Origin of the sequence: Bifidobacterium sp. ESL0745 (genome assembly GCF_029433335.1) — a bacterium.
Taxonomy (GTDB): domain Bacteria; phylum Actinomycetota; class Actinomycetes; order Actinomycetales; family Bifidobacteriaceae; genus Bifidobacterium.
The window spans coordinates 248,456-275,002 of the sequence record NZ_JAQTHX010000001.1; the positions used below are offsets into that span (position 1 = coordinate 248,456).

Genomic DNA, 26,547 nt, shown 5'->3' on the forward strand with positions numbered 1-26,547 from the left:
CCGGAACGCGTAACGAAACGAAAGGTGGACATTATGGCCGACAAAACCATCGGCGTGATCATGAATGGCGTGACGGGGCGTATGGGCTACCGGCAGCACCTGTGCCGTTCGGTGCTGCCCATTATCGAAGCCGGCGGCGTTGAGCTTCCGGACGGTTCGCGTGTCATGCTCGATCCGATACTCGTCGGACGTCATGAAAGCAAGTTGCGCGAGATTTCAGCGCGGCACGGCGACCTTAACTACACCACCGATCTGGATGCGGTGCTTGCGGATCCGCATTATTCGCTGTATGCCGATTTCCTGACGACCACGGCACGCCCCGCCGCCATCACCAAGGCGATTGCCGCCGGAAAGGACATATATACCGAAAAACCCATCGCCGCGGATTATCAGAGCGCCTGCGAGCTGACACGTCTTGCCGAGGCCAAGGGCGTGAAAACGGGGGTGGTACACGACAAGCTTTTCCTGCCCGGTCTGATCAAGCTGAGGCGGCTTGTCGACTCCGGTTTTTTCGGGCGTATCCTTTCGGTGCGCGGCGACTTCGGCTACTGGGTGTTCGAGGGGGACTGGCGCGCCTCGCAGCGGCCGAGCTGGAACTATCGCAAGGAAGACGGCGGCGGCATCATCTCGGACATGTTCCCGCATTGGAACTATGTGATCGAAGGGCTTTTCGGACCGATCGCCTCGGTGTATGCGCAGGCGAAAATCGAGATACCCGAGCGTGTGGATGAAAACGGCAGACGCTATCCGTCCACTGCCGAAGATGCGGCCTATGCGATTTTCGAGCTTGAAAACGGGGCGACGGTGCAGATGAACTCTTCGTGGAACACGCGCGTGGACCGCGATGAGCTTCTGCAACTTCATGTGGACGGGACGCGAGGTTCGGCCGTGGCCGGGCTTTTCGACGCCAAGATCCAGGTGCGGGACGCCACTCCTTTGGCCGTGTGGAATCCGGATGTGCCCGATGTGCATCGTTACCGTGGCGATTGGCAGCCTGTGGGCGACGACGAGCAATTCGAGAACGGCTTCAAGGCACAGTGGGAGCAGTTCATTCGCGCTTTGGCGACGGATACACCGTACCCTTACGATTTCGCGTCCGGAGCGCGTGGCGTGCGGCTGGCAGAGCTCGGTTATCAGTCCGCCAAGCGTGGTGCAAAGGTGGCGGTTCCCAACGATCGGTACTGACCGGAGGGCGGAGATGCACAAATTGTGTAATGCATTTGAAGATGCTGAATGGCGGAAATCGGGAACGAGGCAACGATGACAACATTGACGTTGATTGATGAATCGGGTGGCCGGCGGTGTGTCGAAGCCAACCCTGCGCCTGCGTTTGCCAAGCCCAAAGCCCCGTTGCGTTCGCGCACGGTGTACGCCGCGGCGCATGTGGTGCCGCTTGCCTGGGCGGACAATACGCCGGGCCGTCCGGCGCAAATCGACTGGGAGTCCACCATCGGCTTCCGGCGCATGATCTGGTCCTGGGGTCTGGGTGTGGCCGACTGCATGGATACCGCGCAACGCAATCTCGGTTTGGACTGGCCCGCCACCGCCGAGCTGATGCGTCGCACCGGGGCCGCCGCCGCGCAATATGCCAAAAACGAAGGCTGGGGCAGGAGTGTGGCTGATCTCGTGTGCGCCGGTGTCAACACCGACCAGCTCGAGCCTGCGGACCTGGGTGATTTCGACCTTTCGCAGATAGTTGAGGCTTATTTGCAGCAGTTGAGTGTCTGCGAGCAATCAGGTTGCGGCCCGGTCATCATGTGCTCGCGGCACCTCTGCCAAGCCGCAAAAAGTGCCGCCGACTATGTCAAAGTGTATGACGAAGTGATATCCGCTGCGAAGTCTCCGGTGATCCTTCACTGGCTGGGAGAGGTGTTCGACAATCAATTACATGGCTATTTCGGCTCCACTGACTGGCGTAAGGCATCGCAAACGCTTTTGCGGATCATCGCCGACAACCCCGGCAAGGTGCGGGGTGTGAAAATGTCGTTGCTTGACGAGGATGCCGAGCGTTACGTACGTGCCATGCTGCCGGAAGGCGTGATGATGCTCACCGGCGACGACATGCACTACGTCGACCTGATCCGAGACGGCGAACAGGACGACCCTCGTGCCAAACGCCAGCCGGACAATAAGATTGTGATGCATTCCGACGCCCTGCTCGGCGCGTTCTCCGTCATCGCCCCGCATGTCTCTGCGGCGGTTCAGGCGCTTGACCGTGGCGACGAGGCGGCTTACCTGCGCATCCTTGAGCCCACCCAGGCATTGGCGCGTCAGGTTTTCGCCGCACCCACCGAATACTACAAGACATCGGTGGCGTTCATGTCGTGGCTCAACGGGCACCAACCTGCATTCGCGATGGTCGGCGGCCTGCAGTCGGCCCGCAGCCTGCCGAGCCTCTCACGGGTGGTTCAGCTGGCGAACGAATGCGGCGCGCTCGAGGTTCCGCAGCTGGCGGCGCAGCGTTGGAACGCGTTGCTTGCCTTGAACGGAATCGGAATGCACGGTGTATAGGCTTCCGGTCTCTCGTTGGCCTGGTGTCGATATCCGGCATGCGGACAAGGCGCTCGGCGCGGGGCATCAGCCCGCAGACGTACGTGTAAAAGCCGAATAAACACAATGGAAAAGGAGAGTCGTGATGGTCAGTCCAATGTTGTCAATGAATCAGGCGACGATCAAGCACGCCGATTTGCGGCAGACGCTTGACACGCTTACCCAAACCGGCTACCACAGCGTCGGGCTGTGGCGTGAGCCGGTGGAGGCGATAGGCGTGCCTGAAGCGGTCCGTATGGTGTCTGATTCGGGTCTGTGCGTCTCTTCGATGTGTCGCGGCGGCTTTTTCACCATGCCTGAAGGGCCGGAGCGCCGCGCCGCGATCGACGACAACCGCAGGCTCATCGAGGAAACCTCCGCGTTCGGGTGCACGGTGCTTGTACTCGTCGTCGGTGGGTTGCCCCAAGGCTCGAAGGACCTTGCGGAAGCCCGCAGTCGTGTGGCCGAAGCGCTCGCAGAACTTGAGGCCGACGCTTTGGCGGCCGGGGTCACGCTCGCCATCGAGCCGTTGCATCCGATGTATTGCACCGATAGAGCCTGCGTGTCGACACTTGACGAGGCGCTTGATATCGCAGCGCCTTTCAACCCGAAGGCGGTGGGTGTTGTCGTCGACACCTTCCATGTCTTCTGGGACCCCAACGTGTTGCGTTCCATCGCCCGTGCCGGCCGTGAGGGCCGCATCGCCGCCTATCAGGTCTGCGACTATCGCACGCCGCTTGAGGCGGATCCTCTCCTGAGCCGCCATTACCCCGGCGAAGGCGTCATCGACTTCAAAGCGCTCACGCAGGCGGTGGCGGCGACCGGTTGGCACGGTGATATCGAATGTGAGATTTTCAATCGGGCGGTATGGGACACGCCGTTCGACGAGGTCTCACGCCATGTCGCCGACGCCTTCGACAAATATGTCGCCCCGTATTGGCCGGCAGAATAGGCATCCGCCACAGCGTGCCATCCGAGCGTGGAAGAAGCATATTTATAACATGCGTGCGTGTGTGGCAGATGGTATCGGATCGAATTCGGACCAGTTTGTCGATAGTGTTGCGTTATGGGCTGACGGGGATTTAGGGGCGGCAGCGTTTGTTGGGGCGCAAAAGCCGTTCAGGCGGCTCGTTTCATGGGTAATTATTGGTCAAATTCAAGAATGTGACCAATATCAAATTATGTATGCCACCTGATAAAATAATGCTAGTCACAAGGTTCCGCTTTGATGTCGATTGGAATTCGACGGGCGGTTGCCAACGGTGCAAAAACGGGTCGTTTTCGTTTTTCAAATTGCGCCGATCAAGATTTGTGACTATCACAATGACGAGATGCACGGCGCTACCGCTATGGCTGCGTTCGGGTATGCTCGCATGGTTGTGCGAAAGAGGGGCGGACGAATGGCGACAATAAACCAATCGGCTATCACTCCTTTTGTCAGCACTCATTTTGAAAGGGTTCAATCATATGTCCAATTCGATTAAACCGACCAAGCTTGCCATCATCGGAGCCGGAGCAGTAGGCTCCACGCTCGCCTTCGCCGCCGCCCAGCGTGGCGTTGCCCGCGACATCGTGCTCGAAGACATCAACAAGGAGCGCGTCGAGGCGGAAGTCCTCGATATGCAGCACGGCTCCAGCTTCTATCCTTCCGTTTCCATCGACGGCAGCGACGACGTGGAGATCTGCCGCGACGCCGATATGGTGGTCATCACCGCAGGCGCTCGTCAGAAGCCGGGTCAGACCAGGCTTGACCTTGCCAACGCGACCGTCAACATGATGAAGTCCATCGTTCCTGGCGTTATCAAGGTCGCCCCGAACGCCATCTATATGCTCATCACCAACCCGGTCGACATCGTCACCTACGTGATGCTGAAGCTCTCCGGCCTGCCGGCCAACCAGATCTTCGGCTCTGGCACCAACCTCGACACCGCCCGCCTGCGTTTCCTTATCGGCCAGCAGACCGGTGTCAATGTCAAGAACGTGCATGCCTACATTGCCGGCGAACACGGCGACTCCGAAGTGCCGCTGTGGGCTTCCGCCACCATCGGCGGCGTCACTATGTGCGATTGGCAGGCACTGCCCGGCCATGAGCCGCTCGATGCCGCCAAGCGCGAGGAGATTCACCAGGAAGTCAAGAACGCCGCCTACCGCATCATCAACGGCAAGGGCGCCACGAACTTCGCGATCGCCATGTCTGGCGTCGACATCATCGACGCGGTCCTGAACGATTCGAACCGCGTGCTGCCGGTGTCCTCGCTTTTGCAGGACTTCCACGGCATCTCCGACATCTGCATGTCTGTGCCGACCCTGGTCAACCGTTCCGGTGTCAACTCGCATATCAACACGCCGCTTTCCGACCACGAGCTCGCCGAGCTGCGTCGTTCGGCCGACACGTTGAAGGAAACCGTCGCCAAGTTCGGTTTCTGATTCTTGCGTTGAGTTCGCCGCCGTCATCCATTTCGGGTGATTGTGGATTTCGTAGGTTGAATCTGTGATCATCGGTTGGTGATAATTGGCGACGCGTCTTGTACATATGCCGCTTTTGTTTCGTTTTGGAACAGGAGCGGCATTCGTCATTTCATTTCGCTTTTTATTGGGCTATCGAACCCGTTGGTGCTTCGGGCCTCCCCGATACTCCGCATTCTCCAACCATCGTTGACAATGAAAAGGATTGTCGGTTTTGGTGTCAAGCACAAGTCAAATGCACAATAATGTGCGACCTGCTTGTTCTTCGGCTCTGAGCCGCAAAACCCAACTCCCGCATGGATTCTCGCGCGTATAGTGTCGTTCGTGAAACGGTGTTCAACGTCTAAAAACGTATGAGCGTCAAAGCAGGAGAATTCGGTCCACCGCCATGCCTGTCAGGTTGCAGCGATGGCACCGCTACAGAGGAGCGAACATGGGTACGCAACGGCAAGATACTCAAATGGCCGAAACAAGGAAAACGGAACACCCGACCGGCGAGCAAAAAGCGAAGGAGCACCAGACCAGACTGATGGTTACATTGGGGCTGACCCTGACGATTTTCGTGGTCGAAGTCGTCGGTGCCGTCATCACCGGTTCGCTGGCGCTGCTGGTCGATTGCGCGCATATGCTTACCGATGTCGCGGTGCTTACCGCGTCGACGGTGACGGCGGTGCTGATGCGAAGAAAACCCGACAAGGAGCGGACCTGGGGCTGGGCCCGGCTTGAGCCGATCACGGCCGGCCTTGGCGCGCTGATTCTGATGGCGGTTGGAATCTATGCCCTGATCGAAGCGGTATTGCGTCTGGCAGGTATCTCCGGCGAGGAAGTCCAGAGCGTCGGTATGCTGCTCGGTTTTGGCATCCTTGGCTTGGTGTTCAACGTCATTTCCGTGTTTGTGCTTTCCGGACAGCATAAAGACAATATGAACATGCGCGCCGCCTTCCTTGAGACCATGAACGATGCGCTGGGCTCATTCACTGTGGTGATATCGGCCATCGTCATCATGACCACTGGCTGGCATGGCTTCGACGCCGTCGCCGGTGCCATTATCGCGTTGCTGATTGTACCGAGGGCATTTGTCCTGATGAGGAACGCGGTTAAGGTATTGCTCGAAGAAACGCCTGAAGGATTGGATCTCGATGAGGTGCGCAAGCATATGAAAAGCGTCGACCATGTTGTCGACGTCCATGATGTGCACGCCTCCACGGTGGCGACCGGCATGCCGATCCTGACCGCCCACGTCGTCGTGGAGCCGGGCCTGACGATGGCCCAGGGCGCCGATATCCTGCATCAGCTGCATACCTGCCTGACCGAGCATTTCTCGGTTTCGATTCCCCACACCACGTTCCAACTGGAACCGCAGGGGTTCAGCCAATCCCAGAGTGAGGAAATCCACCGCTGAATGCGTCTTTTCCAGCATTTCCCGCATATTTATGCTGGAAAAGACGCAAAATGAATGTCTCAATGCGTCTTTTCCAGCATAATAACTGCAGTTAGTGCTCGAAAAGACGCAATTGCAGACGTGCTGTTCCTGCTGCGCATACAAGTCGGATGGGAAAGCGGTGTCCTATTGGCTTTTGGCCTGACAAATTGAAAGACGAGCTATGAAATTGAATGCTTCGTTTTGCATTCTATTCATGTGTCGGCAAGAATCACTGTCGGCTGTCGAGGCTTCCGTATTCCAATCGTACAGGCTCAGATCTTGCGCAGCACGGTGACGACCTTGCCCATCACGGTGGCATAGGTGCCGTCGATGGGGGAATAGGCGGGATTGTGCGGCATCAGCCACACATGGCCGTGATCCTTCTGGAAAGTCTTGACCGTCGCCTCTCCGTCGAGCAGCGCAGCGACGATATCGCCGTTCTCGGCCGTTTCCTGTTCGCGGACCACCACAAAATCCCCGTCGCAGATGGCCGCGTCGATCATCGAATCGCCGTGAACCTCAAGCATGAACAGATTGCCGTTGCCGGTGAGTCGCTCCGGCAGCCTCATCACGTCTTCGACATGTTGTTCGGCGGTGATGGGCGTGCCCGCAGCGATGCGGCCGACCAGAGGAATATCGTGCGATTGGGCGATGGCCTCGTCTTTTTCTTCTCCGGAGTTGAATGGAATGACGTTGGCGGCTTGACTTGATGCAGGGATGTTCGGTTCGTTCTCCACCAGTTCGATTGCGCGGCCCTTGTTCGCGTTCATCCTGATATAGCCCTTGTCCTCGAGCACCTCAAGCTGGTGTTTCACCGAGGAGGGGCTTTTCAGCCCTGCCGCCTCGCCTATTTCGCGGAATGAGGGTGCAAAACCATAACGGGAGACATGCCTGCGAATCGCCTCCAGGACTTTGCGCTGTCGGTCCGTCAGATTCAGCGACGGCGTGGCCTGAACAACGTTGCCATGAGGGTTATGGGTTGGTGGGAGGGTGCTCACGATAGTTCCTTTCGGCGTTTAACTTACAGCATAACCCTTTTTTGCCGCAAAATCAAACAGATGTTCGATTCTCCCTTGCTTTTTTCGAACATGTGTGCCAATATAGAACAAATGTTCGTTAGTACATATGTTCGAAGGAGTGCAAAATGAGTGCAAACACAAGTGAAGCAAAAGTTCGCAATGCCGCCAACCGTCGTCGTATCGTGCATAACAGGGTTATCGCCGCACTCGTCGTTGCCTTTATGATATTGGCCGGCTGGCAGGTTATCGCTCCGCATATGGCGAATTCCGCGACATCGGATGCCAACGTCGCCAGCTACACTGTTCGTCCCGGTGATACGTTGTGGTCGTACGCTCAGCAGATCACCCCGAAAAGCAAAAACGTGGGGGACACGGTCACAAAGATCATGGATCTGAACCAGTTGGATTCCGATCAGTTGCATCCTGGTCAGCAGATTGTGGTGCCCGAACAGCTCTGAGACGTTGAAACAGATCTGGTGTGCACTGGTCCTTGCCGCCGGCAGACTTCTATGACGAATACATCGAGCTTGTAATTGTGGGGAAGTGGGCATTGCCCTTTTCCCGCCCTTTAGTTATGGTGACAGTATGCATTGTCCTTTTTGCCAGCATAATGACACCAAAGTAGTGGATACCCGCATCAGTGAAGACGGTCATTCCATCAGGCGACGGCGCGAATGTCCCGAATGTGGCCGTAGGTTCACCACGGTAGAGACCACAATGCTTTTGGTCACCAAACGGTCTGGCAGTCTTGAGCCGTTTGACCGTCAGAAGGTCATTGATGGTGTGCGAAAGGCGTGCCAAGGGCGTCCGATTGACGAGGACTCGTTGAAGCAGCTGGGTCAGCAGGTTGAAGAGGACCTGCGGAGCCAAGGGCTGGCGCAGGTCAAGTCAGAGGATATCGGCAAAGCAATTCTCAAGCCGCTGCGTGAACTCGACGAGGTAGCCTATCTGCGTTTTGCCAGCGTTTATCAGAATTTCAACGGGTTGGATGATTTTCAGAAGGCCATCGACGATTTGAAGACCGACAAGGAGCTCTCTGCCGAATAGTTACCTTCCTGCCGAATCGTTTTTCGGTTGGCCGTTTACCGGCTTACAGGTCAAGCAGACGTTTGTCTGCCGGTGTTCGAACTATAGCCAGCCGTTGTGTCGGCCTGGTCAACGCCACGTACAGATCGGCCGCTCCTGAAAGACGCGATGGTGCATTCTGAGCGATTTCACCGGGTTGAACCAAGATCACGGCATCGTATTCCAAGCCTTTGATCATCTGTGTATCGCACACGCTCAATGGTGCATCGCTGAGCGAGGACTCGAAAACGCTGCCCGTCTCTTTGTGTTCTTTGCCTTCCGCTATTCCCATTAGTTTTGAGGCGATCGCCTCGCCCTTTTCTCGGGACAAGGCCCGATACAGGCTTCGGCGTATTGCTGTGAGCTGCGAATCGGGAGCAATGACGGCGACGCGACCGGTGCCGTCGCTCGAAATAAACTGGTTCGCCAGATCCAAGGATGCGTGATTGATGGTTGACAATAGGGCATTGGCTGATGTCCGGTCATCGGCGTTGACGCGCCGCACCGAATCGGATACCGTGCGCACGCCTTTTGTGGTGGATACATACAGCCCCTCGTCCTCGGCGAAACGGGTTGCCAGTTGAGAGACCTCTTGGGGGTTGCGATAGTTGATCGTCAGCTCTTTGAGGTCCCATCCATTGGGTCCGAACAGACGATCCATGGTCTTATCCCAACGTCGGGTTCCTCCCAATGCCGACGTCTGTGCCACGTCTCCGACGATGGTGAAGGAACGTGACGGGCAGCGTCGCATCAGCATCCGCCAATCCATCGCCGTGAGTTCCTGCGCTTCATCGATGACGATATGCCCATAGGTCCATTCGCGGTCCGCGCCTGCTTTCTGGGCCACAGCCTCTGCATCGATGCCGTTGATATTGTCAATCAGCATCGAGGAAGTGACGATGCCCGAGCCGATGCCGGCCTGTGCCAAGGTGTCTTTGGCGAATTGCTCCTCTTCATTGCGCTTGGCCTTGGCTGCGGCTTCGCGGGCCGAGATTTTCGGATCGGGGCCGAGCAGTTCCATGGCTTCGTCGAGCAGGGGGATGTCGGAAGCCGTCATCGGCGAGTGCTTTGGCCGTACCAGCGTTTCGATGTCGTTGTCGGAAAGCCAGGGGGCGAATCGGCGCAGCTGTTTGGGCTTGGCGAACAGCTGATCGATCAGCCAAGGTCCATTCATGGGCAGCCATGCGAGGTTCAGTGTCTTTCGAATCTCATCGTGCATTTTCAGCTGCATCGCCACGTCCGAGATTTCCGACTGTTCCGGGGTGTAATCGAGATTGTCCACGTACCGGTTGCGCATCGCGTTCAGGACGCTTTTTACAAAGGTCTCCCTGGCCCTGTTATGCGGCAAGCGGGTACGTTTGGCGTCTTCCAATGCCTGCATGACGTCGGTTTTGCGCATTGCGACGTCCATACCGTTGATGCGCACTGTCGGCAAATGTTTGGGAACACGCTCCCTTGCAGCCACAGCATTGGCGATCGCATGGGCCATTCTGGCTTCGCCCTTCAGCTGGGCTGCTCGGGGCGAATCCGTGCCGTCGGCGTTGAAGCCGGGAACCAGATCGCCGATGGTACGCGAAACCACACCCGTTTCTCCCAACGAAGGCAGCACTTGGTTGATGTAGCGCAGAAAAGCAGAACTGGGGCCAACCACGAGCACGCCGGAACGTTCGAGCCGACGACGATGGGTGTAAAGCAGATAGGCGGCGCGATGCAGGGCTACTGCGGTTTTCCCGGTGCCGGGTCCGCCTTGTACGACGATCGCCCGATCCATCGGCGCGCGGATGATGCGATCCTGTTCACCTTGGATGGTGGCCACAATGTCGGTCATTTTCCCGGTGCGTTTGGAGTTGAGCGAGGCAATCAGGGCCCCTTCTCCGGTCAGTGTTCCATTTTGCTCGGCCTGGCCCACTTGTCCGGAATTGACGTCAAGGACCTCGTCTTCGATGCCGACCACCTTGCGGAAACTCAAGGTGATATGCCGGCGCATGACGATGTCGCCGTGCTCGGTCGGCGTGGCTTCGTAGAACGGACGGGCGGCTTCGGCGCGCCAGTCGGTCAGTATCGGCTCGTGGTTTTCGCTCAACAACCCCATGCGGCCGATATAGCGTTTTTCGCCTTTGTCGCTGTCGATGCGCCCGAACACCAGACGGTCCTCGACGCCGCGCAATTGGGTGAGCCGGTCCTCGTACATCGTGGCGAAAGAGTCCCGTTCGGTGCGCATGGTGGGCGAACCGTGTGCGCCGGCGGCACGAACGGCATCCAGCCTTGAGCGGGTTTGCGCTCGCAGGGAGTCAAGCCGACCGTAGGCGCGGTCGACCGCATGCTGTTCTTCGTCAATCTGCGAGGAGTAGCTCGACATGTATTCGTTCCCCTTTGTCCGTTTGGGTTGTTCAACCGGATGAAGCTTAAAAACTCGAATTAATCAGTCTAGTCTGTGCACTCTATTTCGATTGACGCAATTGTGCTTATGGAAGAGGCCCGGTCGGATTCGAGGATTCCGAGACGAATTCGCGGTGAACAGCGGGCCGTTGCCGAGAATCGCCGTGGCTGAATTATCTTTTGGCGAACACCCCAGGTTTGTAGCTGGATGTTATACATCACTGCTCTGGCTACGCCCCGTTACGTAGTCGGAATCATAAAAACATGGTCGTAAGTGATTTTTTGAAGAAAAAAAGAGTTTTTTCCATTTTTGTGGGGAAGAATGGTGATTAGTGGGGTAAAGTGGTGAACTAGTTGTAAGACTTATCAAAACTGTTGACATTCAATCGAAAAAAAGGAAGGCGAAATGGCAGGACGCGGCAATACCCCGATCGACGGCAACGCGTTTTCTGCCTCACCGCACCCCAATGAAGCGATGGCGGATGCCAACGCGGCTTCTGGTTCGGCGAATCCTGGCGCCGGCGCGATGGCCGCACCTGCGACAAGCAACCCCGCAATGGCGCCGATGGGCCAGCCCGAACCGCTGCTGCTCGGTACGTACACCCCGAAAATCGACAAAAAGGGACGTATGGCATTGCCCGCCAAAATGCGCGCCCAACTCGGTGAAGGCATGGTCATGGCCCGAGGTCAGGAAAAATGCGTCTATTTGCTGCCGCAAACCGAATTCCGTCGTATAGCGTCGCGGATCCAGCGCGCCTCGATGGGTAACAAGGCCACCAGAAGCTATCTGCGTGTTTTCCTTTCAGGTGCCGTCGAAGGCGAACCCGACAAGCAGGGGCGTGTTTTGGTGCCGCAGACGTTGCGCAGTTATGCCGGTTTGGGCGATGACATCGTCGTCATCGGAGTGGGCACCCGTGCGGAGATCTGGAACAAGGAATCGTGGGATGCCTATCTGGCAGCCCAGGAAGAGGGCTATTCCGATATAGCCGATGATGTGTTGCCGGCGGTGGAGTGGTGATGACCGATCTGACGAATATCCATAAGCCGGTCCTTTTGCACGAGTGCGTCCAGTTGGTCACCCCGGCGTTGCGCCATTCAGGTGCCGTTGTGGTCGATTGCACATTGGGGCTTGCCGGGCATGCTGTGGCGTTCCTCAATGCCGCGCCGCAGGCTCGCCTTATTGGCATCGACCGCGACGAGGAAGCACTGTCCATGGCCACCGAGCGTATGCGGCAAGCCGGGCTTGACTCACGGTTCACCCCCGTTCATGCCGCGTTCGACGAGTTCACCGACGTGCTTGACGGATTGAACATCGCAAGGGTCGACGCGGCGTTCATGGATCTGGGACTCTCCAGCCTTCAGATCGACGAGCTCGACCGCGGGTTCTCCTATTCGCACGATTCCCCCCTTGATATGCGTATGGACACGAGCCAAAGCTTCGATGCGGCGCAGATTCTGGCCGAATACCCACAAAGTGAGCTCATTCGCATCTTCCGTGAGTACGGGCAGGAACGGTTCTCGGTGCCGATCGCGCGTGCCATTGTGCGCCAACGCGAAAAGAAACCGCTGAAGACCTCCCGTCAGCTGGACGAATTGGTCGATCGGGTCGTACCGAAGTCGCATCGAGGCAAGGGCAACCCCGCCAAGCGCGTATTCCAGGCGTTGCGCATCGAGGTCAACGGTGAGCTCGACATGCTTAAGCAGACATTGCCGCAAATTGCCAACCACCTGGCCCTGAACGGAAGGCTGGTCGTGGAGTCCTACCACTCGCTGGAGGACCGCACGGTCAAGACGTTCATGGCTCAGGGGTTGCGCGTCGACGCTCCCGCCGATTTGCCGATCGTCCCCGCCGATGCCCAACCATTCTTCAAGGAATTGACGCGAGGGGCCCTGAAAGCCGATCAGGCCGAAATCGAGCACAATCCACGTTCGGCGCCCGTCAGATTGCGCGGCGTCGAACTTTGCCGCGAGCTCCCCGTGCGTTGGCGCAACCGGTTCGCCAACGACGCGCGGGAAGAACACGGTGGACGAGGAGTCCAGGACATCGAATCGTCACATGAGCGCATCCGTAATCACGAAACCGAAAAGAAAAGGAGGGGATGATGAGCGCTGCAACAGCCAGATCCGTGCGTTCCCACGTCGCCCCTGCAGGGCGTGACGACGAGTCCCATGTGGCCTCTTCCCGTCCGAAATTGGAAGTCGTCAGCGGCGGCAAAAGTAAAAAAGACACCGACGATTTCGCTGACGGCCTCTTCGAGCGTATCAAAACCGTCTCGCTGGTCCATGTCGTCATCGCCATCGTCATGCTCATCGCGGCATTGCTGGTTTCCTTGGCGTTGCGCACCATGATGGTACAGAACTCTTTTGAGCAGGCCCAGGTGCAAACCAACATCAGCAAGCTCAATCAGGACATCGAGGACGATCAGGCCCAACTCGACGGCCTGCAGGCGAGCCTTCCTGACCGTGCGCAGAAAATGGGCATGGTTCCCCAATCCGGTCCCTTGTCGATAGATCTTCAGGGCTATCAATCTACGAGCAAAGGTCAGTGATATGCGTTCGATCGCAAGCAAGGCCAAACCCTGGAAATTCGTCTCGCGATGCACTGTCATCGGCACGGTGATCGCGCTCATTTTCGTCGTCTGTTTCGGGCAATTGGCCAACCTGCAGCTGCTCAATGGTCGTGAAATGGCCGAGGCGGCGACGGCAGGCCGCACTTTGAAGGTGCCGGTATACGCCATGCGTGGCAAGATATTGGACACCAACGGGGCGGTGCTGGCGCAGAGTGTGGAGCGCTATACAATCATCGCGGACCCGAAGGACGCTCAGGAATATGCGCCGGTATGCAACAAGCAGGTAACCAACAATTGCGTGATCTATAACGATCCCAGCGACCAATCGAAAGGCTACAAGACCAAGGGGTTGGTCGGTGCGGCGCAAGTGGCCAGGCTGGTCGCGCCGGTGCTGGGTATGGATCCCTTGGAACTTGGCGGCAAACTCGCAGGCTCCGGCCGATACACCGTCCTGAAAAAGGACGTGGAACCGGCCGCAAAACGCAAACTCGACAAGCTTGGCTTGGGAGGCATCGTCTACGGCGAGCTCTCGCAGAACCGCGTCTATTCTGACGGCACGTTGATGGGCGCGTTCCTCGGCGGTGTCGATGACAAGGCCAATGGCGCCTCTGGCATGGAGCAGGTTCAAAACGCCGCGCTTTCCGGCAGCGACGGGTACCGTGTCTACCAGCGGGGCAACAACGGGGTGGAGATTCCTGGCACGATGACCGATTCGAAATCGGCGCGCAACGGCAGCGATGTCAAACTGACCATAGATTCAGATGTCGATTGGTTCGTCAAAAAGGTCCTGACCGATGGCAAGGCACAGTACAATGCGGATTGGGCCATCGCCTGCGTGGTGGACACACGCACGCACAAGATCATCGCGCTTGACGATTCCGACGGGATCCAGGCCGGCAGCGATCAGGCAAAACTCAATGTCTCCCGTGCAGTATCCGAGACCTTCGAGCCCGGCTCTATCGGCAAGACCTTCTCGATGGCGGGTCTGATGCAGCATGGCATCCACCAGATGACCGACCGGTTCCAGGTTCCCGACCATCTGAACAAAGACAACCAGATCTTCAAGGATTCCGAGAACCATCCGCTTTCCAATTGGACTTTGGCCGGCATCCTTCAGGAATCCTCGAACGTCGGCATGGTCATGGCCTCCGACAACTACAAGGACCAGGACCGTTACGACATGCTCACCAAGTTCGGCATAGGGCAGCCCACGGGTCTGAACCTTCCCGGCGAGTCGCGGGGAACGCTGGCCAATCCCAACGCCTGGGATAAACGCACCCGCGACACCATCCTGTTCGGACAGGGCTATGCCACCAACGCCCTGCAGCTGACCAACGCCATAGCGAGTGTGGCCGACGGCGGCATCTACCGCAAGCTTTCCATCGTCGATTCGATCACCAACGCCGACGGCCATGTCACCACCACACCGCAGGACGAAGGTACGCGTATCCTCGATCCCAATGTCGATTCGCAGCTGATGAACGCCATGGAATCGTCGGCCGAGCACTATCAGAAAACGGTTGGTATCAACGGTTATCGTATCGCCGGCAAGTCCGGAACCGCCCAGGTCGCCGGGCCGAGCGGTGCCCTCGACAGCATCGTCGCCGACTGGACAGGCATACTTCCCGCCGACAATCCCCGTTTTGTGGTCACCGTGGCGATGAAGAACCCGCAGGGCATCTACGGCGGCATCACCAGCGGCGCGCTCTTCAAGCAAATCGGTGAATTCCTTATGCAGAAGTACGAAGTCCCCGCCTCAGCTCCGCGCACTGATGCTATCCCTGTTACGTGGTGAACAATCATGAGGCAGCAACAGGCAGCGATGGTTCCTGCGTTTGAATTGAGAAGGGCCGAAACATGAGCGTGGTAAGCGAATCGATTTCACGACGTGTGACGTTGGGCTATATCGCCGGCCATTATGGTCTGAATCTTGAACCCAAGTTCGCCGACGGGGTCACCGTCACCTCAATTGCCGACCGCCCCGATTCGGTGCGTCCCGGAGCCCTTTTCGTCCTTCCTTCCGGAGGCGATTCCTCGCTGCTTTCGCTTGCTGCAAGCCGTGGCGCATACGCGGTGCTGGCACCGCCTGCCTTCGCGTCGGCGGCGCAATCGGCCGGTGTCCCGGCCCTTCTTGCTACGGTGGATAAGGAGACGATGGGCGCGTTGGCCGCCGATATCGCCGGTACGCCCGCCAATACCATGGCGGTATTCGTGGTCTGTGGCCGGGATGACGAGGAAGTACAGGCCGACGTGATCAGGCTCGCCGATTTTCTGCATATGCTCGGCAATCCGGTGGGCATCGTCAGCGCTTCCGGTTCCAGTTCTCTGGAGCGAGAACTTGAAATGACCTATCCTCTGGGAATCCTTGACATCCAGCACACGCTCGCGGTGTGTTCCGAAGACGGCGCGGCCGCGATGGTGATCGCCGCCGACACGCAGACCTTACGTCCCGGGGCTCTTGAAAGCGTCAACGTGGATGTGTTGGGTTCCATCGACATATTGGACAGGAACCAAGCTGCAGGCACGCTTGAAGCGATGCGGCAGCGCTATGGGTTCTCGATCGATGAGCGCAAGCATCTGGTCACGTGCAACGAGGAATCCGGATGGTTGGCGGGCCAGACCTCGATTTCCGAGAGCCTTGAGGGCCAGCGCCGGCTTTCCCTGGCGATCGCCATGGCCATGGATGCCGGCGTTCGCCGCAGCAACATCCGCAACGCCTTGCGTGTTTCCAAGGAATTGCAATGAGATTGTTTACGGTTTGTTCGGTCCGTGGTTTACCGATAAACCAGACGGCGCTTCCCTCAAGGGGCGCATGGAAGAATACGGCAACATCAAAAGGCGGCATACGTTGAGCAACAAGACATCCGAGGCATCACAGCCGGTGAGCACCATGATGCCGATGACGGTCGCGGAAATCGCGGATGCGGTGGATGGCCGCTTGGTGATTGGAGCGGGAGACACGCTGCCGCAAGGGGCGGTGGCAACCTCCACCGTAAGCGATTCCCGGCAGATCAGCGAGGGATCGGTGTTCGTTGCCATCCCCGGCGAGCGCGTGGACGGCCATGATTTCGTGGCCGGTGCCGCAGCTGCCGGCGCTGTGGCCGCCTTGGTCGATCACGTGGTACAGGGAGCGGACGATACAGCGCAGATCGTGGTGGAAAACACCGTCGCAGCCTTGGGACGCTTGGCGCAGCACAATATCGTGCGTCGGCGAGAGCTTGGGACGGACTTTACCGTCATCGGCATCACCGGTTCGGTCGGAAAGACGACGACCAAGGACCTGCTGCATTCGCTGATGGCGCAGCTTGGGCCGACTGTGGCTCCCGTCGGTTCGTTCAACAACGAAATAGGCCTGCCGCTTACCGCGTTGAAGGTCGGCGAGCATACACGCTTCTTCGTCGCCGAAATGGGGGCGAACCACGTCGGCGAAATCGCAGGGCTCACGCGCATCGTGCCTCCTGATCTTGCTGTGGTCCTCAAGGTCGGCGTCGCTCATTTGGGGGAGTTCGGGTCCGTTGAGCGCATCGCCCAGGCCAAAAGCGAGATTGTGCAAGGTCTGGTGACCGGTGGCATTGCTGTGCTGAACGCTGACGACAAGCGCGTGGCAGCGATGACGCGATTCGCGCCCGGTGAGGTGCTGTGGTTCGGGCTGGACGGTGAGGCCAGGCCGGATGTCGGCAGGATGAGCGCCACTGACATCACCGTCGACGCCTTGGACCGTCCCAGTTTCACTCTGCTTGCCCCGAACGGCGAGCGTGCGCGGGTGAATCTGGGTATTGGCGGGTCCCACAATGTCATCAACGCATTGGCTGCGGCCACGGTCGCCAGCCATTTTGGCATGCCGATCGCACAAATCGCCGAAGGGCTGGGCGATGTCAAGCATATCAGCCCGCATCGCATGGCCGTCTCGACGGTTGACCTGGGTAAGGGCGCCGGAACGTTTACGCTTATCGACGATTCGTTCAACGCGAATCCCGATTCCATGCGTGCCGGACTCGACGGGCTTGCCCGCTGGGAATCGGTTGACAGGAACGCAGACGACGGCGTGCGAAGCGAGGCGCAAAATCGCCCGAACCCCTATCGTGTCGCTGTATTGGGCGCGATGCTCGAACTGGGGGACGAGGAGATGGATCTGCATCGGCGCACGGGTGCCTACGCCGCCTCGTTGGGGTTGGATGAAATCATCGCCGTGGGCAACGAAACCGACAAGCACTTCGACGCGCTCGCCTCCGCTTTGGCGCAGGGGGCGCAGCAGGCCCAAGACGAGGTTCCCGGAACGCCGGGGCGTACCCCCGTCGTGGTGCAATGGGTACATAGTGCCGTTGAGGCCGAGAGGCTGGTCGCGGATATCGTCCGCCGGCATCAAGACACCGTCGTGCTGCTCAAAGGTTCGCATTTTTCGGGGCTTTCCGCCCTGGCGGAGCGTTGGGCGCGCATGGAAAAGCAAACGCAACAGGAAGTGGAGCCGGAACATTGATTTCCCTCATCATCGGTATCGTGGTCTCGCTGCTGGTCACGATGATTGGCACGCCGGTCATGATCAGAGTGGTGCACCGGTTGCATTATGGGCAATACATCCGTCAGGATGGACCGCAATCGCATCTCTTGAAACGTGGCACGGCCACCATGGGCGGCGTCGTCATCATTTTCGCGGTCTTGTTCGGCTGGGGCGCCTCCGCTCTCTATCGAGGTCTGACAGGCGGGCAAAGCGTGTCGTGGTCTGCCGTACTGGTGCTTTTCGCCATGGTCTCCATGGGGGCCTTGGGTTTCATCGATGACTTCGCGAAGGTACGCAAAAAGCAGAATACCGGGCTGAGCGTCGGCGGCAAGTTCTTCGGCCAGTTCGTTTTCGCCACGATCTATGCGGTTTTGGCCTTGTTGATTCCCACCAAGTCCGGATTCCCCTCGGCGCAGGCCGGTATGAGCTTCATCGAGCATCCGTTCTTCAGTTTCGAGTTTGCCGGCAAGGTCGTCGCCATCGTCATTTTCGTGATCTGGGTGAATTTCCTGATGATCGCATGGACCAACGCCGTCAATCTGACCGACGGGCTCGACGGGCTCGCCACCGGTTCCTCGATGATCTCCCTGGCCGGTTATACCATCATCGCCTTCTGGGAAAGCTATCACGTCAAGGGAGGCCCCAAGATCGGCTATTCCTACGCGGTCTCCGACCCGTTGGATCTGACGATCATCGCGGCCTGCGCCGCCGTGGCCTGCTTCGGCTTCCTCTGGTACAACTCGAACCCTGCCACTATTTTCATGGGCGACACTGGTTCACTGGCCTTGGGCGGGCTTTTCGCCGCGCTTTCCATCGCCACACACACCGAGTTCCTGGCTGTCATCATCGGCGGGCTCTACGTCATCGAGGCGTTAAGCGATGTCATCCAGGTGGGTTGTTTCAAACTCACCCACAAGCGAGTCTTCAAGATGGCGCCGATCCATCATCATTTTGAGTTGATGGGGTGGAGCGAGCAGAAAGTCGTCGTGCGCTTCTGGATGATCGAATTCATGTTTGTGTTGATCGGGCTCATGATTTTCTATGCGGATTGGGCATCGCGCTCCGGCTTGCTGATCTAGGCGGTGCAACCGCTTTCAGACGTCCGGCGACGTAAAGGACAAGGAAAGGTTGATTTTAAATGCAGGCAACAGGGGATTCTGGTTTTGCATCGGTTCATCGTCCCGGCAACGAGGACGGATTGTCACATTTGGATGTTGCCGGCAAAACCATGCTGGTAGCCGGTCTCGGGGTTTCCGGTCGCGGCGCCGTTCAAGCATTGCAGGGACGTGCCGGTCGCGTTATCGGCGTTGATGAGAAGAAACCCGAAGCCGATCTGCATTCGTTCGACGACATCGACTGGAACGACGTCGATATCGTGGTCGCTTCACCGGTCTTCAATCCGCGCACGCCTTTTCTTCTTGAAGCCCAGCGTCGTAATATTCCCGTTATCAGCGAAGTCGAGCTGGCTTGGAGCCTGCGGGTTCCGGCCGAGCATTCGGCCTTGCACGAACCGGCCCCGTGGATCGGCATCACCGGCACCAATGGCAAGACTTCGACCACCCAAATGGTCTCGGCCATGCTCACCGATTGCGGCATGGACGCCCCCGCCGTCGGCAACATCGGCAAATCCGTGAGTCTGGCTGCGGTTGATCCGAAGCACGACGCGCTGTGCGTGGAACTGAGCAGTTTCCAGATGCATTTCACCGATTCGCTGGCGCTGGATTGCGCGGCCATCACCAATATCGCGGCCGATCATCTCGATTGGCACGGCGGTATGGCCAACTATGCGTCCGACAAATCCAAGGTCTTCCACAACGCCAAGCGGGTATTGGTATTCAACGCCGATGATGCGCGAGTCTCGGCCTTGGCCGGTGAAGCCCAGGTCGGTCCGGAGTGCCGTAAAATCGGTTTTACATTGAACGCTCCCAAACCTGGCCAGATCGGCGTATCCGATGGCTGGATTGTCGATGCCAGTGGCTTGGCGGGGGCTCCGGCCGGCGATATGAACGCATTGGCCAAAGTGACCGAATTCTCGCATCTGTGCGAGCCTGACGGTACGGTCTATCCGCATCTTCTGGCCGATGCCATCACCGCCTTGGCGCTGGCCATGGGACTTGGCGCAGATCCCGGTCGTTGCCTTGACGCCTTGCGCGCCTTCGCCCCCGGCGGCCATCGCATCCAGACCGTCGCCACCGCACATCTGAAGGATGGCGGCACGCTGCGTTTCGTGGACGATTCCAAGGCCACCAACGCCCACGCCGCCCATGCCTCGCTTTCCAGCTACAAGCCCAAGTCCGTGGTCTGGATCGCCGGAGGACTGGCCAAGGGCGGGCATTTCGAGGATCTTGTCGCCGACCAGGCCAAAACCATCAAGGCGGCCGTCATCATCGGCGTCGACCAGACGCCCATGCTTGAGGCGTTCAAAGCCAGTGCCCCCGGCATCCCGCTGACGATCATCGATCCGGAAAACAAGTCGGGTGTGATGGCGCGTGCGGTCGAAGCCGCGGGCAAGTATGCTTCAGGCGGCGACGTGGTGTTGATGGCACCGGCATGTGCTTCGATGGACCAGTTCGTCTCGTATGCCGACCGCGGTTCACAGTTCGCCGACGCCGCCCGTGATTGGGTGGCCAACCATGGCTAGACGTATCTATGATCGAGATCAAGGTAAACAGGCCCGTCGCTCCGGGAAGAAGCCACAAAAGGCCCGGAAGGCCATGTCGTCGGTTTCACGGACCGGAACCTCTGAATCTCGGCTTTCTTACGCCAGTGATGAGAAGCCGAAGTCGCGGATAAGCACCCTGTATCGAAAGATGAAAGGCCTGTCTGCGCCTGTCACGGCCGATCCGCCGGAAACGGATTCATCCGATATCATTCAGGTTGCCGATTATTCGGGCATCAGGTCTTTGCTCAATCCCTTGTGGTGCTATCACGGCTTCCATGGTGCGGTATTCGCCTTGACCGTCTTCGGTGTCATCATGGTTTTCTCGGCCTCCTCGGTCACTATGATCGCCGCCGATCTTTCCCCCTGGAAGCAGGCGCTGAGCCAAGGACTGTATTGCGTGATTGGCGTGGTCGTCTGCCTGCTGGCGATGCGGGTGCATTCCGAACGCTACCGCAACATCTCGTTTTGGTTCGTCGTCTTTTCGATTTTCCTGCAGTTGCTGACCGTGACACCGCTGGGTGTGGAGGTCAATGGCAACAAAGGGTGGATCGGTATCCCCAACAAGTTCACCATGCAGCCCGCAGAGGTGATGAAACTCGCGCTGTGCCTGTGGATGCCGTGGGCCGTGGTATTGGCGGCCAGGCATTATAAGACGGAAGGATTCAAGGCCTATGTGCCGATGATCGTGGTCTTTGTCCTCTGTCTTGGCACTGTCATGCTCGGCGGCGATCTGGGAACGGCGTTGATCCTTGTGGCCATTGGTGTCACCGCGATGTTGATCGGCGGTTTCCCTTTGAAATGGTTGATCGGCGCCGGCCTGGTGCTTCTGGTTTTCGTCGTTCTGGCGGTGGCCACCAGCCCCAACCGCATGCTACGGGTGATGGCGGCCTTCCGTCCCTGCCCGATTGTGCAGCCCCGCGGTGAATGCTACCAGTCGATGCATGCCAAGTTCGCCATGGCATCGGGCGGCTTCCTGGGTGTGGGCATCGGCAATTCCCGCGAAAAATGGAGCTATCTGCCTGAGGCCCACAATGATTTCATCTTTGCCATCATCGGCGAGGAGACGGGGTTTGTCGGTGCCGCCGGGGTCGTCATTCTCTTCGCCATACTAGGCTGGTGCATGTTCGCCATCGCATTGCAGACGCCAAACAAATACGCTTCGCGGGTGCTGATCTGCATTGCTGTGTGGATTGTTGTGCAGGCTCTGGTCAATATCATGGTCGTCATCGGTCTGTTGCCGGTGATGGGCGTGCCGCTGCCGTTTGTTTCGGCCGGCGGGTCAAGCCTGGTGATGTGTCTGTTTGCGGCAGGCGTGGCCACCAGTATGATGAAGATGCAGCCGCAGATTCATGCCAGTGTGGCTTCAAAAAGCGTCTGAAGATATTATCGGTATGGAATAGAGCCAAACGAGGAGCGGAACATGAAGCATATCGTATTGGCCGGAGGCGGCACGGCCGGGCATGTCAACCCGCTGTTGAGCGTCGCCGTAGCCATCAAGCGCGAGGATCCTACGGCCGCCATCAGTGTTGTCGGCACCGATGTCGGGCTGGAGAAGGATCTGGTTCCACAGGCCGGTTTTGAGCTCGACACCATAGCCAAAGTGCCGTTTCCTCGTCGTCCCAATATGCAGGCCCTGCGTTTTCCCGGCCGCTGGAGGCAGGAACAGAAGAAGGTTCGTTCCATTCTCGAACATCGTCACGCCGACGTGGTCGTAGGCTTCGGCGGCTACGTTTCGGCCCCCGTCTATACGGTGGCTCATTCGATGGGAGTCCCCATCATCATTCACGAACAGAACGCGCGCGCCGGCATGGCCAACAAGCTCGGTGTGCGGTGGGCGTCCTTTGTCGGAACCGCGTACGATCAGACTGGTCTGAAACCCCATGATGGCACGCAGATCCGTCGTGTCGGTCTTCCTTTGCGACCGGTTATCGCTGATCTGTGCCGGAAGCTGGATAATGACAGACAATCGACGCGCAGGCTCGCAGCCCAGCAGCTGGGTGTCGATCCGTCAAGGCCGTTGGTGGTCGTCACCGGTGGGTCGTTGGGGGCGGTAAGCCTCAATGAGGCCGTCAGCGGTGCGGCTCGTGAGCTGCTGGGTGTCGCCCAGGTCATCCATCTGACTGGACGAGGAAAAAGCGCTGAGGTCCGTAATCGTGTCGTGCAGGCAGCAGGTCGGCAGGTCCTCACCGATCTTGATCCCACCCACGCCGGTCACGGTGACTACCATGTCGCCGAATATCTGGAGCGCATCGATTTGGCATTTGCCGCGGCCGATCTGGTGGTCTGCCGTTCGGGGGCAGGGACCACCAATGAACTCGCCGCTATCGGTATGCCGGCCGTCTACGTCCCGCTACCCATCGGCAACGGCGAGCAGCGTTTCAACGCCCAGCCGGTGGTTGAGGCCGGGGGTGGGCTTATGGTAGCCGATGCCGATTGTTCGCCCGAATGGGTGCGTGAGCACATACCCGCTTTGGTCGCCGATCGTGAACGGCTACAGACCATGGGACGCAAGGCCTACGACTACGGCATCCGCGACGCCGCGCAGACCATGGCGGGCATCGTGCTCGATATCGCCGGTTCCCACCAGTAGGGAGTGGTAGACCACAGGTTTCCTGCTGTTTTGCTGGTGTGTCATGGCATCGCAATTGCAAGCAGTCTGCGTGGGTTTGCCGCTTGCGTCTTTGTCTGCGTGGTATATCGGGTATAACGGCATCAGTGATGTTTTCATCGAAAGAACCAAGCCTTCAAGGAGCGTATCGTGCAGTCGAATAATGGCGCTGAATCCATCGTGCTCGATCCGACGAAAGCCGCATTCGGGCCTAAGGACACGTTGACCTCCCTCGGACGTACGCATTTCATCGGCATCGGTGGGGCAGGCATGAGCGTGCTTGCCGAAATGCTTCACGAAGAGGGTATCGAGGTGTCGGGTTCCGATCGCGAAGCCAACGCCAAAACCGATCGGCTTATCGCCTTGGGTATCAAGGTGTATTTCGGACAGCGTGCCGGGAACGTCGAGGGGGCGCAGACGGTTGTCTATTCCAGCGCCATCAAGCCGAACAATCCCGAAATCGTCGCCGCCATGCAATCCGGAGCGCATATCGTCCACCGCAGCGACATCCTTGCGCTGCTGATGTCGAGCAAATGCGCGGTCAGCGTTGCCGGTGCGCACGGCAAGACCACGACCAGCTCGCTCATTTCGCATATCCTTGTCAATGCGGGTGCCAAAGCCGATGCCGGTGCGGATGCGCATACCTGTGGCAACATAGGCTCGCAGATTGCTGCGAACCCAGAGGCAGAAACGGTCAGACTGGCCGATCCCAGCTATGCCATCGGCGGTTCCATCCAGGGACCCGAAGGCGTCGCCATCGACGGCGGGCACGCTGGAAGCGGTGATGTGCTGGTGGCCGAGGCCGACGAATCCGACGGCAGCTTCGAGAAATACCGTCCCCAATTCGCGCTGATCACGAACGCCGAGGTCGACCATCTCGACCATTACGGCGATGCCGAGCATTACCAGCGGGCCTTTGTCCAATACGCGAGTCATGCCAAGGGGCATGTCATCATGTCCATCGACGATGGGGGAGCGCAGGCCATTGTGCGTGCATTGCCATCCGAAGTGGCTGCGAAGACGATTTGCTATACGACCAAGGCCAACACTGATATCGCGCCAATCGCAGGGTTGCACGATGGCGTGAATCACGGCAGCGCTGATGACGATGCCACCGGTGATTGCCAAACCACTGGTACCAATTCCCGTCTCCAGCTTGTCCGTATTCTTTCCGAACAAGAAAGCGCAGGGGACGGCGCCGAACGGTTCACCATCCTGCTGCCGACCGGTTTCGCCGGTTGCAACGAGGAGCATCGCATACCGGTTACTCTGCGGATTCCCGGCATCCACAACGCGCGCAACGCGACCGCTGCGATCATTGTGGCCACACTGCTCGGCATGAATCCGGTGCTCGCCGCCCAAACCGCTTCGAGCTTCAGGGGTGCCTCCCGCCGCTTCGAGGTCAACGGGGTTGCGGACGGGGTGACCGTGGTCGACGATTACGCCCACCATCCCACGGAAATCGAGGCGTTGCTCGACGCCGCGCGACGGCGTTATCCGAATTCCGTTATCCGTGTGCTTTTCCAACCGCACCTGTTCAGCCGGACCAAATTCTTCACCGATCGTTTCGCTTCGGCGCTTGCCAAGGCCGACGACGTGGTCATCGCCCCTATTTACCCGGCCCGCGAGCGCCAAGAGGATTTTCCCGACATCACCTCGCAGGTGATTGTGGACGCTGCCGGCAGTCTCGCTCATGACCCGGCCCAAGGCTGGATCACCATCTCAAAAGATCTTCAGGATGGCGCTCGGACTCTGGTCGATCACTCGCGGTCCGGTGACGTTTTGATCACCGTCGGGGCGGGTGACGTCACAACCATGGATGCGTTCATGCTTGATCTGCTCGAAAGCCGCGCCAAAGGGTCGCGCCAATGAGTGGCCGTCGTATAGCAAGTGGCGGCGGGAAAAACGATTCGACTCGCCGTCCGCGAACCAGCAGGTCATCGTCGCATCTGTCATCGTCCACTGACGATGATGGCCGGATCAACGATTTCGGGGTGCCGAAACGCCATCGGGACAAATCTCAAACTTCGGGTGACACCGGGAAAAACGAAGAACGGGACAAGGTTTTCTCGTCATCAAATACCGGGACCTCGGATAGTGAGACGAAGCCGCGCCCAGGCCGTCAGCCTCGTTCCGTAACGTCCAACGCATCGGGAAGTAAAACCCATACGGATGCCACTCATGGCGGTAAATCGGTTCCGGAAGACCGGAAAGTGACATCGGCGAAGGAACGGTCTGCTGATGCCGGAACCACGAAAATCGGGAAGCCCGCTGGTTCCTTTCGTCGCAGGTTATCGGGAAAGCCGAAGTACGGAATAGATGAGCCGCTGACGGACAGCGATAAGGATCCGGGTTCAAGCCGTTCGATACGGTCGGCTTCCTCGGATGGCAGGGTCACCAAAAGCGCTCCGGGCAGTTTCGTCGATGCCAGAAACCTGGAAAACGACAATTTTGTCGAGCAGACATTGAAGCAGACCGCCAGTCCCTTGGGCGTGGCGGCACGGCCGAAGGTCATCGATTTCGATGTGCGCCTCAAAGAACGCAAGAGGATCGGCAGGCGGAAGGTGGCTTTCAAATCGTTGATCGCCCTTGCTGTTCTGGCCGTGCTGGCCGCCGTGGTATGGCTTCTGTTCTTTTCGCCCGTCTTTCTGCTTGACCCTGATCAGATCGAGGTTTCCGGTGAAAACAACTGGGTCGGCAAGGTCCAGGTCGTTTCCATCGCCGACAAGCAGGCCGGCAAATCGCTGCTGATGGTGTCATCCGGGTATGTTGAGGATGAGCTGAAAAAGATACCGGGTGTTTCGATGGCGAAGGTCGAAAAGGTCTATCCTAAGGCAATGAAAATCAGTATTACCGCGCAAGAGCCTGCCGCGATGCTGAAGACGCCTGACGGGGGCGAAACGGCCGTGGACGGCTATGGGCGCGTGCTGAACAAGGTCGGCAATGTCTCCACCAAAGGCATTCCCGTCATCGAAGTGGACAACGTCGAAGTGAGTTTGCGGGACCGCTCTGTCCAACAGGCACTGAAGGTGCTGAACCTGCTTTCGCACGATATGCGCGTGGCCGTTACCAAGGTCAGTGCGAAAACCCAGGATTCCGTGACTACCGAAATCAACGGCGGCCAGCGCGTGATCGTCTGGGGCGACGCTTCCGATATGAAGCTCAAGCAGGCTGTGGTCGACAAGATCATCAACGACCCCACCAAGATCGGCGACAAGCATCAAGTCGATGTCTCCGCCCCGTTGCGGCCGATCATCAAGTAACGGGACGTTTATGCTGCATGTAGATGCGATGAAAATCAGTGTTTTGCCTTGATTCTCCTGATTTT

The 26,547-nt window shown here is 58.4% G+C and carries 22 protein-coding genes; 20 read left to right on the forward strand and 2 right to left on the reverse strand.

The features are described from left to right. Positions 1 to 33 precede the first annotated feature (33 nt). From PT275_RS00850 to PT275_RS00875, 6 genes are all read left to right on the forward strand, one after another. A complete protein-coding gene (locus PT275_RS00850; protein ID WP_277151433.1) occupies positions 34 to 1,185 on the forward strand; it encodes a Gfo/Idh/MocA family oxidoreductase in 1,152 nt (383 codons plus the stop codon). A 75-nt stretch (positions 1,186 to 1,260) separates the two neighbouring features. Then, positions 1,261 to 2,511 (forward strand): DUF993 family protein, encoded by a 1,251-nt coding sequence (locus PT275_RS00855; RefSeq protein WP_277151435.1) that lies wholly within the window; start codon positions 1,261 to 1,263, stop codon positions 2,509 to 2,511. Between the two features lie 124 nt (positions 2,512 to 2,635). Next, entirely contained in the window at positions 2,636 to 3,481 is an 846-nt protein-coding gene (locus PT275_RS00860) for a sugar phosphate isomerase/epimerase family protein (RefSeq protein WP_277151437.1), read from the forward strand. Positions 3,482 to 3,542: 61 nt separating this feature from the next. After that, positions 3,543 to 3,725, forward strand: a complete 183-nt coding sequence (locus tag PT275_RS00865; protein ID WP_277151439.1) for a hypothetical protein — start codon at positions 3,543 to 3,545, stop codon at positions 3,723 to 3,725. A gap of 271 nt (positions 3,726 to 3,996) precedes the next feature. Next, the gene (locus tag PT275_RS00870) at positions 3,997 to 4,956 is read left to right on the forward strand and encodes an L-lactate dehydrogenase (RefSeq protein WP_277151442.1); all 960 of its coding nucleotides are present in this window, start codon (positions 3,997 to 3,999) and stop codon (positions 4,954 to 4,956) included. Positions 4,957 to 5,455: 499 nt separating this feature from the next. Next, positions 5,456 to 6,397, forward strand: a complete 942-nt coding sequence (locus PT275_RS00875) for a cation diffusion facilitator family transporter (protein WP_277153603.1) — start codon at positions 5,456 to 5,458, stop codon at positions 6,395 to 6,397. A gap of 293 nt (positions 6,398 to 6,690) precedes the next feature. Here PT275_RS00875 and lexA read toward each other — a convergent pair whose 3' ends face one another. After that, positions 6,691 to 7,356 (reverse strand): transcriptional repressor LexA, encoded by a 666-nt coding sequence (gene lexA / locus PT275_RS00880; protein WP_277153604.1) that lies wholly within the window; start codon positions 7,354 to 7,356, stop codon positions 6,691 to 6,693. 206 nt (positions 7,357 to 7,562) lie between these two features. On the opposite strand from lexA, the gene PT275_RS00885 reads away from it, so the two are divergent. Further along, the gene (locus tag PT275_RS00885) at positions 7,563 to 7,895 is read left to right on the forward strand and encodes a LysM peptidoglycan-binding domain-containing protein (RefSeq protein ID WP_277151444.1); all 333 of its coding nucleotides are present in this window, start codon (positions 7,563 to 7,565) and stop codon (positions 7,893 to 7,895) included. Between the two features lie 127 nt (positions 7,896 to 8,022). Continuing rightward, positions 8,023 to 8,484 carry a transcriptional regulator NrdR gene (nrdR, locus tag PT275_RS00890; protein WP_277151446.1) on the forward strand — a complete coding sequence of 154 codons (462 nt, stop codon included), beginning with the start codon at positions 8,023 to 8,025 and terminating at the stop codon, positions 8,482 to 8,484. A gap of 43 nt (positions 8,485 to 8,527) precedes the next feature. Here nrdR and PT275_RS00895 read toward each other — a convergent pair whose 3' ends face one another. Next, positions 8,528 to 10,861, reverse strand: coding sequence for an AAA family ATPase (locus PT275_RS00895; RefSeq protein WP_277151447.1), 2,334 nt, complete (start codon positions 10,859 to 10,861; stop codon positions 8,528 to 8,530). A 546-nt stretch (positions 10,862 to 11,407) separates the two neighbouring features. Between PT275_RS00895 and mraZ the strand changes: the two genes are divergently transcribed. The 12 genes from mraZ to PT275_RS00955 all read left to right on the forward strand — a co-directional run bounded on the left by mraZ (position 11,408) and on the right by PT275_RS00955 (position 26,482). After that, entirely contained in the window at positions 11,408 to 11,899 is a 492-nt protein-coding gene (gene mraZ / locus PT275_RS00900; RefSeq protein WP_277153605.1) for a division/cell wall cluster transcriptional repressor MraZ, read from the forward strand. Next, positions 11,899 to 12,984 carry a 16S rRNA (cytosine(1402)-N(4))-methyltransferase RsmH gene (gene rsmH / locus PT275_RS00905; protein ID WP_277151449.1) on the forward strand — a complete coding sequence of 362 codons (1,086 nt, stop codon included), beginning with the start codon at positions 11,899 to 11,901 and terminating at the stop codon, positions 12,982 to 12,984. Before mraZ ends, rsmH begins: the two co-directional genes overlap by 1 nt. Further along, complete coding sequence (locus PT275_RS00910) at positions 12,984 to 13,430, forward strand: hypothetical protein (RefSeq protein ID WP_277151451.1); 447 nt, start codon at positions 12,984 to 12,986, stop codon at positions 13,428 to 13,430. Before rsmH ends, PT275_RS00910 begins: the two co-directional genes overlap by 1 nt. A 1-nt stretch (position 13,431) precedes the next feature. Then, positions 13,432 to 15,246 carry a penicillin-binding protein 2 gene (locus tag PT275_RS00915; protein ID WP_277151453.1) on the forward strand — a complete coding sequence of 605 codons (1,815 nt, stop codon included), beginning with the start codon at positions 13,432 to 13,434 and terminating at the stop codon, positions 15,244 to 15,246. A 62-nt stretch (positions 15,247 to 15,308) separates the two neighbouring features. Continuing rightward, the gene (locus tag PT275_RS00920; protein ID WP_277151455.1) at positions 15,309 to 16,196 is read left to right on the forward strand and encodes a UDP-N-acetylmuramyl peptide synthase; all 888 of its coding nucleotides are present in this window, start codon (positions 15,309 to 15,311) and stop codon (positions 16,194 to 16,196) included. A gap of 145 nt (positions 16,197 to 16,341) precedes the next feature. Further along, positions 16,342 to 17,928 (forward strand): UDP-N-acetylmuramoyl-tripeptide--D-alanyl-D-alanine ligase, encoded by a 1,587-nt coding sequence (gene murF / locus PT275_RS00925; RefSeq protein ID WP_277153606.1) that lies wholly within the window; start codon positions 16,342 to 16,344, stop codon positions 17,926 to 17,928. Beyond that, entirely contained in the window at positions 17,925 to 19,028 is a 1,104-nt protein-coding gene (mraY, locus tag PT275_RS00930; RefSeq protein ID WP_277151457.1) for a phospho-N-acetylmuramoyl-pentapeptide-transferase, read from the forward strand. Before murF ends, mraY begins: the two co-directional genes overlap by 4 nt. Positions 19,029 to 19,177: 149 nt before the next feature. Continuing rightward, positions 19,178 to 20,590: a UDP-N-acetylmuramoyl-L-alanine--D-glutamate ligase gene (gene murD, locus PT275_RS00935; protein WP_277153607.1), complete on the forward strand. Its 1,413-nt coding sequence runs from the start codon at positions 19,178 to 19,180 to the stop codon at positions 20,588 to 20,590. A gap of 169 nt (positions 20,591 to 20,759) precedes the next feature. After that, the gene (locus PT275_RS00940; RefSeq protein ID WP_277153608.1) at positions 20,760 to 21,989 is read left to right on the forward strand and encodes a putative peptidoglycan glycosyltransferase FtsW; all 1,230 of its coding nucleotides are present in this window, start codon (positions 20,760 to 20,762) and stop codon (positions 21,987 to 21,989) included. A 42-nt stretch (positions 21,990 to 22,031) separates the two neighbouring features. Next, a complete protein-coding gene (locus tag PT275_RS00945; RefSeq protein WP_277151459.1) occupies positions 22,032 to 23,201 on the forward strand; it encodes a UDP-N-acetylglucosamine--N-acetylmuramyl-(pentapeptide) pyrophosphoryl-undecaprenol N-acetylglucosamine transferase in 1,170 nt (389 codons plus the stop codon). Positions 23,202 to 23,369: 168 nt separating this feature from the next. After that, positions 23,370 to 25,091, forward strand: coding sequence for a Mur ligase domain-containing protein (locus PT275_RS00950; protein ID WP_277151461.1), 1,722 nt, complete (start codon positions 23,370 to 23,372; stop codon positions 25,089 to 25,091). Continuing rightward, positions 25,088 to 26,482 (forward strand): FtsQ-type POTRA domain-containing protein, encoded by a 1,395-nt coding sequence (locus PT275_RS00955; RefSeq protein ID WP_277151464.1) that lies wholly within the window; start codon positions 25,088 to 25,090, stop codon positions 26,480 to 26,482. Before PT275_RS00950 ends, PT275_RS00955 begins: the two co-directional genes overlap by 4 nt. Positions 26,483 to 26,547: the final 65 nt, after the last annotated feature.

What these genes read in the sequence shown, in the direction of transcription:
- PT275_RS00940 (WP_277153608.1), top strand. Translation starts at nt 20,760, where the DNA reads ATGAAAGGCCTGTCTGCGCCTGTCACGGCCGATCCGCCGGAAACGGAT.
- PT275_RS00870 (WP_277151442.1), top strand. Translation starts at nt 3,997, where the DNA reads ATGTCCAATTCGATTAAACCGACCAAGCTTGCCATCATCGGAGCCGGA.
- PT275_RS00855 (WP_277151435.1), top strand. Translation starts at nt 1,261, where the DNA reads ATGACAACATTGACGTTGATTGATGAATCGGGTGGCCGGCGGTGTGTC.
- murF (WP_277153606.1), top strand. Translation starts at nt 16,342, where the DNA reads ATGATGCCGATGACGGTCGCGGAAATCGCGGATGCGGTGGATGGCCGC.
- PT275_RS00850 (WP_277151433.1), top strand. Translation starts at nt 34, where the DNA reads ATGGCCGACAAAACCATCGGCGTGATCATGAATGGCGTGACGGGGCGT.
- mraZ (WP_277153605.1), top strand. Translation starts at nt 11,408, where the DNA reads ATGGCCGCACCTGCGACAAGCAACCCCGCAATGGCGCCGATGGGCCAG.
- PT275_RS00915 (WP_277151453.1), top strand. Translation starts at nt 13,432, where the DNA reads ATGCGTTCGATCGCAAGCAAGGCCAAACCCTGGAAATTCGTCTCGCGA.
- nrdR (WP_277151446.1), top strand. Translation starts at nt 8,023, where the DNA reads ATGCATTGTCCTTTTTGCCAGCATAATGACACCAAAGTAGTGGATACC.
- PT275_RS00920 (WP_277151455.1), top strand. Translation starts at nt 15,309, where the DNA reads ATGAGCGTGGTAAGCGAATCGATTTCACGACGTGTGACGTTGGGCTAT.
- murD (WP_277153607.1), top strand. Translation starts at nt 19,178, where the DNA reads ATGCTGGTAGCCGGTCTCGGGGTTTCCGGTCGCGGCGCCGTTCAAGCA.
- PT275_RS00875 (WP_277153603.1), top strand. Translation starts at nt 5,456, where the DNA reads ATGGCCGAAACAAGGAAAACGGAACACCCGACCGGCGAGCAAAAAGCG.
- PT275_RS00895 (WP_277151447.1), bottom strand. Translation starts at nt 10,861, where the DNA reads ATGTCGAGCTACTCCTCGCAGATTGACGAAGAACAGCATGCGGTCGAC.
- PT275_RS00945 (WP_277151459.1), top strand. Translation starts at nt 22,032, where the DNA reads ATGAAGCATATCGTATTGGCCGGAGGCGGCACGGCCGGGCATGTCAAC.
- PT275_RS00955 (WP_277151464.1), top strand. Translation starts at nt 25,088, where the DNA reads ATGAGTGGCCGTCGTATAGCAAGTGGCGGCGGGAAAAACGATTCGACT.
- PT275_RS00860 (WP_277151437.1), top strand. Translation starts at nt 2,636, where the DNA reads ATGGTCAGTCCAATGTTGTCAATGAATCAGGCGACGATCAAGCACGCC.
- rsmH (WP_277151449.1), top strand. Translation starts at nt 11,899, where the DNA reads ATGACCGATCTGACGAATATCCATAAGCCGGTCCTTTTGCACGAGTGC.
- PT275_RS00910 (WP_277151451.1), top strand. Translation starts at nt 12,984, where the DNA reads ATGAGCGCTGCAACAGCCAGATCCGTGCGTTCCCACGTCGCCCCTGCA.
- PT275_RS00885 (WP_277151444.1), top strand. Translation starts at nt 7,563, where the DNA reads ATGAGTGCAAACACAAGTGAAGCAAAAGTTCGCAATGCCGCCAACCGT.